The following is a 7,699-nucleotide window of genomic DNA, read 5'->3' as shown; positions in this document are numbered from 1 at the left end:
ATTTCGACCATTACGGACGCTATAGTTATGGCAATCAACCAGGCATCTGCAAGCTCAATTTAGAACTACTTCAGCAGCCGCTAGGTACGGCGATCGATCCCACCGAAATGACCGCAGCTTTAGCCAAGTTTGAAGGTTATTATTTCGATCGTTACAAACAGCTCATGCTCCAAAAGCTCGGATTTACAGGCGCAACTAATCCGATCCTTGATGAATTGTTAGTTACCACGCTCCAACTATTAACAGATACCCAAGTCGGCTATCACCAATTTTTCTTTGAATTGAGTCAAGCATTTAAATTGCGATGGAAATTAGATCCTAATGCGATTTTGAATGAAACCGAACTCCTGCCAGAATTAGTCAGCAGTTCTGGTTATCAGCAATGGCTACAGTTATATCATCAAGCGATGAGTACTATCCCAGCATCAGAGCTAGATACTGTCGAAAACTTGCTGACTCGATCGAATCCCCAGACGATTTTACTACGTCCCCAGATCGAAGCAATTTGGGAACCGATCGCTCAAGATAATAATTGGGAACCCTTTTATACATTGTTAGGGAAGATTCAAGCGGGTACATAGCGAGTATTTTATCTATGTTAAAGGTTAATTTTGCAAAGAAATGTTAGAAAATAATCCAAGCGATCGCTTTTTAAAAACTGCCCTAGTTGTTGGTGGAGGACAGGGGATTGGGTTGGGATTCGTCCGGCGGTTACTCGATCGAGCGGACAGTGAGTGTGTCTATGCTACCTATCGCAGCTTAGAGTCGGCGACAGAGTTACTGGCGATTGCCGATCCTCGCTTGTGCTGTTTGCAGATGGATATCACGGATGAATCACAAATTGCAGCGGTAATTCACAAGATTCAAACTGAGACTGCTACGCTCGATTTTGTAATTAATGCTGTTGGCGTTTTACATGAAGGCGCAATGCAACCCGAGAAAAGTCTACGCCATATTAACAGCGAACAACTCTTACGTTATTTCCAAGTTAATAGTGTCGGCGCGATCTTATTATTCAAACAAGTACAGCCATTACTCAAACATCCAAATCGATCGATCCTCGCGACAATATCGGCTAAAGTTGGGAGTATTGGCGACAATCACAGCGGCGGCTGGTATGGCTATCGCGCATCCAAATCTGCCCTAAATATGTTGATTCGCACCACCGCGATCGAGTACAAGCGCACCTGTCCGCAAGCGATATTAGTCGCACTCCATCCTGGGACGACTGACACCCGATTGTCGCTACCATTTCAACGCAATGTCCCCCCAGAAAAGTTATTTTCAGTCGATCGCACCGTAGCCCAATTATGCACAGTTATCGATCGATTAGAGCCGATCGATAGTGGTGAATTTTTCTCTTGGGATGGCAGTCAATTACCTTGGTAGACTGTTTTATATCTTGCATTAACATAAAGTTATTAGTGGATAGTGGATAGTGGATAGTGGATAGTGAATAGTGATGAGTGATGCCAAACATCCGATTTCCCAAAGCCTAAAGCCTAAAGCCTAAAACCTAAAACCTAATCACTTCCCCCAAACTTCGCAGTGACAGATTCAACTTCCGCTATCGATACTCTATTGGCACCATTTCATCAATTTGGGGTGAATTTAGGACTCAGCCGCAGCCAGACTTTACTCGCCGCACTCGGCTCGCCGCATCAGGCTGTGCCGATAATTCATGTGGCGGGGACAAATGGCAAAGGTTCTGTATGTGCTTATCTCTCTAGTGTGCTGAGTGCCGCAGGTTATCGAGTCGGTCGATATACATCGCCGCACTTGGTAGACTGGAACGAGCGGATTTGTATCGACGATCGACCGATTTCGACTGAGGTGGCGCTAAGCACTCTCTCTAGAGTTATTGCCGCCATTGATGCGGCTAAGCCCACCCCCACACAGTTTGAAATCGTGACAGCGGCGATGTGGCTGTACTTTGCCGAGTCACAAGTAGATATTGCCGTCATTGAAGTTGGCTTGGGTGGTAGATTGGATGCGACTAATGTTTGCGATCGACCACTAGCAACAATTATTACCTCGATCGCGATCGATCACTGGCAGCAGCTCGGCGAAACGATTGCCAAAATCGCTGGAGAAAAAGCAGGTATTCTCAAACCCAACTGTCCCGCGATCGTCGGTACCTTACCTCCCGAGGCTGCCACTGTCGTCAGCGAACGGATCGCCAAGCTCGATTGCCCCGCAATCTGGGTTAAATCGGCTGTAGCAACCTGCCCACCCGCAGATCTAGGCTCAACCTCATTTTCACCGCTAGGGCTGCCTTGGGTCGAATCTGCCGGGATTAAATACCCGCTGGCTTTACTCGGCGAAATGCAGTTAACCAATTCCGCGATCGCGATCGCCACAATTGAGACACTACGCCAAGCTGGTTGGAAAATTAGCGCCACTGCACTCGTGACGGGGATGGCAAATACCCAGTGGCGCGGACGCATCCAGTGGACGACTTGGCAAGGGCATAAATTATTAATCGATGGCGCACACAATCCCGCTGCGGCGATCGCTCTGCGTCAGTATGTCGATACGCTAAATACGCCGATTAGTTGGGTGATGGGGATGTTATCGACTAAAGCACATCCCGAAATTTTTCAGGCGTTACTCCGTGCTGGCGATCGACTGTACTTAGTACCCGTTCCCGGACATAGTACCGCCGATCCAGCCGCACTAGCCGATCTGGCACGCCTAGAGTGTCCCACTCTTGCCGCGATCGAGACTTATCGCGACTTGCCGAGCGGATTAGCAGCGGCATTTTCAACTACTACTACTACTCAGCCAATATTGTGTGGTTCTTTATATTTAGTTGGCAATTTTCTCAGCCAAAATAAATAAGTGCTACAGAAAACTTATTTGTCAATATCGACCTACGGACGATTGATTTTGCGATCGCTAATGTAACATACTAAGTTCTAGACATCACTTTCTCATAGCACCTTCAAAATGAAAGTACAGCCCTAAGTGTCCCAGTGACGATCGAGCTATTAGTGCTTTGATTGGCTGGATTGGTAATAACTTGGACGAGCGGTGTCATGCGTAAATTACTACTAACGGGGATGTTATAAAATGCCTCAAAATTAGTTTGAGTTGCATTACCAACTTGGTTGAGTATAAACGGTTGGACGATGCCAATTCCGGCTAAGTCATTCTTAGTAAATAAGTCTTGAAAAGCAATACCCGCCGACCAGTATTGAGGACGAATATCGCCCAGTGTGGTGTTAGGATACAGACCAGAACCATAGCGGGCAAATAAGCCAAATTGGGGAGAAAGTGCAACTTCAGCATTAACGCCAACAACACCAAATTTGCTGCCAAGCAGTTCGCCACCGCTGTATTGTAACCGCATGGCAATCGATTTTGTCGGTGCGTATTCTACTTCGACAACTCCCAAATAAGGATCGCCAAACAATCCGCCTGTAGAACCACCACCCGCAAGCGGGAACAAGCGAATATCATTGGGCGAACCACCGCCAAGAAACTGTTGATTTTCGGGTAAGCTGGTAGAACCGCTACTAGCAATGTAAACGCCCCGAATCGAAAATTGACGATCGAGCTGCCAATCAATTACAGCTCCCGCACCGCCCGGTCGAGGTAGTAAGATAAAATTATTAGTAATTGCAGCAGTAGAAAAGTCCCGAAAACTGGTATTTGCATGGGCTGACTTCGACTGACAATCGCACCTCTAGGAGCAATGATTCTATCGCCTCCAAATGTACCTGCGTTAATGGCGAAAATCGCTTGTCCGCTAAGTTTTGTAGTTGTCGAGAATTGCTGAGTTTCTATTTTTATGACATCAGTTTCGAGTCGTTCGAGTTTACCTTTAAGAGCGGTAACTTCTGTCGAAAATTCTATTTGTAATTGGCTCAATGTTTCTAGATCTGCGGGATCTATTTCAGCTATATTTTTGATTCGATCGGTACAATCATGCAGATCTTTAGCAAACTTAGTTCGATCGATCTGCTGAATTTGATTAGATCTAGTTTCCGCAGATGGCGATAGACAATTATAACGATCGACAATCGACTTAAACGATCGAAATGCCCAATCGCTAGATTTAAGATCTACAGACTGCTGAAGATCGATCTGCTGGATTGGTTCGTTTGCTCGAACGGTAGTTAATCCAAGATAATTAACGATAACAAATACGATTGAGAAAGTGATGCTCCTGCCAAGTGGCTGTCGTCTATTTAGATGCTTTATCAACAATCTGCGCCAAAAATACAACATTATTCAGATAATTCGATTCTCCATAGGAGACGCTCCGCGAACGATTCAGACAGCACGAGAACGGGTTAAATTACGCACTTGAGACTTGAAAACGGCAAATCCCAAGGCAACGATAACTAGACCGCCGCCAACGAGCGCGTAGGTGCCACCTAAGCCCATAGATTTGGTTAACGGCTGGGTGACGATCGGTGATAAAAACTGCCCCAAGAACATCGATGTTGAAAGACCACCCAAGGCTCTCCCCCGCAGGGCATCGGGAACCGCAGAACTGAGCCACACCGACATATTCGGCATCAGCAGTCCCAAACCCATCCCTGCAATCCCCAATCCGGTTAATACTTGTAACCAGTTTGAAGATTGACCGATTAATAGATAACCGATGCCCATGAAGCCAAAGATTGCAGGTAAAAAAGTGACAAATTCCATCCGTTGTTTGAGCTTGCCATAGGTAACAGAAGCAATTGCCGAAAATAGGGTGCAAAGTGCGATCGCCATGCCACTTTGAGAGGGATTAGCCTTGACTAAACCATCTAGATAAAAGGGCAATTGAACGGGGATCAGATAAAAAGCAATTTGACTGAGGGTGGTAAATCCATAGACAATTATCATCACGCCAATGGGTGTAGATTGGCTGGCTGAATCATTCGCCGCTCCCATGTTTGGCTGGGCAGAATTGCTTCGATCGGGTTCGCTAATAAACGCGAACACTAATAATGCGATCGGCCATGCAAATAGGTAAATCCCAAACGGATAGTGCCAGTTTTGTTGAGCTAGTGCGCCGCCAAGTGTCAGAAACACCACGCCGCCCAAACCCATAAATCCAGCCTGTAGCCCCATAAAAGCCGCCCGTGCGGGGCCGCTATAGTAATCAGCAATGAGGGTAGTTGCGCTCACCATTACCCCCGCCACAGCCAAACCTAGCACCGCTCGTCCGACTAGAATTGCGGGTAAACTTTCTAAAAATAGCCCCGAACTGCCAGCAAAACCATACAGAATTGCGGTAAGTAGTAATAGCGGTTTGCGACCGAATTTATCGACTACGATACCGGCGATCGGCGAACCAATGACGATAAATAATGCTGGTAATGTAATTACTAATTTAACTAAAGTCGTCCGTAGATCGGGATCGGAAATTGCACTTTCAAATTGTTGTTTCATCGCTGGCAGCGATGGTGCAACCGTGGCACCGGACATGACTGTCAGGCTGCTGGCGAGTAATAGCGTTAATTTGGTCGCCCAAGAATTGGGATTTGGCATTGGAACATGGGTTTGGTTTACTGGACTTCGTTTTGAGATCTAAATCCCCCAACCCCCTTAGAAAGGGGGCTTTCAAAGTCCCCCTTAGAAAGGGGGATTTAGCGGATGCAATCACGCGGAGGTTCCCTCCGCATGTGTTGCACCAAGCAGCGGCGGTTTTATTCTGGGGGAACCCCAGAATAAAAAACCGACAAGACAGAGGGATTCACACCAACTTCGCTAATCTATTTCTGCCAACGTTCTGTGGCTGCTGCAATTCGCTGACCGTATAATTCACAAGACAATCGATCGCCAGTGTCGAGTTCTACCGTTTTTGTCCCCGTAAAATCAGGAATGGCTTGCCCCATCACCCCTGTATAAGAACCCAATCGATTCACCCCGTTAGGCTGCGACATTTCACCCGCACCCACCCAAATCATTCCGTGTTGAGCGGCGTTAGTCGCCAAATAGATCAGCGTGCCTTGTTTATCGCCACTCATACCAGCAGAATGGGTGAAGCCACCAGCAATCTTATCTTTCCAGAGTTGTTGCGCCCAGATACTGCTGGCAGCATCAATAAATGCTTTAAGCTGAGCGGCAACGCCACCCATATAAGTTGGCGAACCAAAAATAATTGCATCGGCACTATTCAAAGTAGCCACCATTGCCTCATCTTTCCAGCGACCATTGACGATTTGTTCGCCAGTAATGCGGAGTAATTGGACTTTGGTGTCGGGAATTGTTTGGGCACCTGTGGCAATTGCCTCTGCCATTAAATGAGTATTGCCAGCTCCTGAGAAGTAGATAATTGCAATATTTGTCATGAGATTTTCCTGGTAATTGTGAATTGGTTGTTGTGAGCGCTGGGTTATCTCCTGACGGAGATGCTGCGCTAGTGCTACTCGCAACCCAACCTACATTTTTTTGATAACATCAAGTTTCTATAATAAATCCTGGTTGAAACTTGACAACTTCGGTATAAATTTGCTGAATCCCCGCAAATGCAGCAGCCTGTTGTCCGGTTTTAACGGTAAACACATTGACAAACGTAATCATCGGGGTTCAGTTCTGGATTTAGTAAATGGTTATTTCAATACTGCTAAACCTTTTTGAACCGCAGGTCGATCGCCAACTGTTTTCACCCATCGATCGAGTGCTGCCAAATTCTCAACTCGTTCGGGATGAGCCGCACGAATAAAGTTCAGCCCACTAGATGCCCATGTATAGTTCATGATGTCAGCAATTGAATAATCATCAGCGATAAATATGCGATCGGTTAGATGAGTATTGAGCACATTTAATAGCCGCACACTTTCATCTAAATATCGATTAATTGCATAAGGTATTTTTTCCGGTGCCGATCGCGAGAAGTGTCCCCATTGACCAATCATCGGGCCGAGTCCACCAACTTGCCAAAATGTCCAAGCTAAAACTGCCGCTCGGTTCTTAGCATCAGTTGGCAGTAGTTTTCCGCTTTTTTCTGCCAAATAAATTAAGATTGCCCCCGATTCAAATACTCGTTGACCATCATCGACAATCGCGGGTATTTTACCATTAGGATTAATCGCTAGAAAAGCATCTGCGTGTTGTTCGCCCTGCCCGATATTGACAGGAAAAATTTGATAAGGCAGACCGATTTCTTCCAACATGATTGCTGGTTTCTGCCCGTTAGGAGTATTGGCTGTATATAGCTCGATCGTCATTTTATACCTACTTTTTTGGTTTTTACAAAGGGGTTTTGAACAGGTTATTTATAGGATAAGGAAAGCTGATTTGCTTCGTTCCAGCACCGCCCTGAACTATAAGTGTCTCGTTCCGAGAGGCTACGCCAACGGGCTAATAGCGAAAGTTCGTTAAAACGAACTAGGTGATGTAGCAGTTCTCTTCAGAGAACTTTTGCTATTAGCCCCAAATTCATTTGAGGGCGGTGCTGGCGCGAAGCTAATATTCGTTAAGCGGAAATCCTTAACCCGCACTAACTGACCTTAACTATAAAATACCGCCATTGACTTGGAGATTTTGTCCCGTCATCCAATGGGCATCATCACCGACTAGAAATGCCACCACATCGGCGATATCCTGCGGCTTACCCAAACGTCCGAGCGGAGTTTGGCTAATTAGATGGTCGATTGCGGGTTGGGGCAAAATCAAACCATCTGTGTCGGTAACTCCAGGTGAAACCACATTTACCGTCACCTGACGCTGCCCGATCTCTTTTGCCAAAGCAAAG

General features: G+C 46.3%; 10 protein-coding genes. 3 read left to right on the top strand and 7 right to left on the bottom strand.

What is annotated here, in order from left to right:
- The 3 genes from RMO35_RS24955 to RMO35_RS24945 form a co-directional block, all read left to right on the top strand.
- The coding region (locus RMO35_RS24955) for a protein adenylyltransferase SelO family protein (RefSeq protein WP_309745434.1) at nucleotides 1-581 on the top strand (581 nt) is incomplete at its 5' end.
- A gap of 40 nt (nucleotides 582-621) precedes the next feature.
- On the top strand, nucleotides 622-1,389 hold the full coding sequence (locus tag RMO35_RS24950) for an SDR family NAD(P)-dependent oxidoreductase (RefSeq protein WP_309745432.1): 768 nt from the start codon (nucleotides 622-624) through the stop codon (nucleotides 1,387-1,389).
- Between the two features lie 159 nt (nucleotides 1,390-1,548).
- Nucleotides 1,549-2,841, top strand: a complete 1,293-nt coding sequence (locus RMO35_RS24945; protein ID WP_309745430.1) for a folylpolyglutamate synthase/dihydrofolate synthase family protein — start codon at nucleotides 1,549-1,551, stop codon at nucleotides 2,839-2,841.
- A 103-nt stretch (nucleotides 2,842-2,944) separates the two neighbouring features.
- On the opposite strand, the gene RMO35_RS24940 is transcribed toward RMO35_RS24945, so the two are convergent.
- The 7 genes from RMO35_RS24940 to RMO35_RS24910 form a co-directional block, all read right to left on the bottom strand.
- Entirely contained in the window at nucleotides 2,945-3,451 is a 507-nt protein-coding gene (locus tag RMO35_RS24940; protein WP_396135727.1) for a carbohydrate porin, read from the bottom strand.
- A 119-nt stretch (nucleotides 3,452-3,570) separates the two neighbouring features.
- Complete coding sequence (locus RMO35_RS24935; RefSeq protein ID WP_309745428.1) at nucleotides 3,571-4,209, bottom strand: carbohydrate porin; 639 nt, start codon at nucleotides 4,207-4,209, stop codon at nucleotides 3,571-3,573.
- 69 nt (nucleotides 4,210-4,278) lie between these two features.
- Nucleotides 4,279-5,490 carry an MFS transporter gene (locus RMO35_RS24930; protein WP_309745425.1) on the bottom strand — a complete coding sequence of 404 codons (1,212 nt, stop codon included), beginning with the start codon at nucleotides 5,488-5,490 and terminating at the stop codon, nucleotides 4,279-4,281.
- 224 nt (nucleotides 5,491-5,714) lie between these two features.
- The gene (locus RMO35_RS24925) at nucleotides 5,715-6,293 is read right to left on the bottom strand and encodes a flavodoxin family protein (RefSeq protein ID WP_309745423.1); all 579 of its coding nucleotides are present in this window, start codon (nucleotides 6,291-6,293) and stop codon (nucleotides 5,715-5,717) included.
- Nucleotides 6,294-6,402: 109 nt separating this feature from the next.
- Entirely contained in the window at nucleotides 6,403-6,525 is a 123-nt protein-coding gene (locus tag RMO35_RS24920) for a hypothetical protein (protein WP_309745421.1), read from the bottom strand.
- 29 nt (nucleotides 6,526-6,554) lie between these two features.
- On the bottom strand, nucleotides 6,555-7,172 hold the full coding sequence (locus tag RMO35_RS24915) for a glutathione S-transferase N-terminal domain-containing protein (protein ID WP_309745419.1): 618 nt from the start codon (nucleotides 7,170-7,172) through the stop codon (nucleotides 6,555-6,557).
- 286 nt (nucleotides 7,173-7,458) lie between these two features.
- A partial coding sequence (locus tag RMO35_RS24910; protein ID WP_309745417.1) for an SDR family oxidoreductase occupies nucleotides 7,459-7,699 on the bottom strand: 241 nt, incomplete at its 5' end.

The organism is Chamaesiphon sp. OTE_20_metabat_361, assembly GCF_031364565.1.
This window is presented reverse-complemented; position numbering and strand designations above follow the sequence as displayed.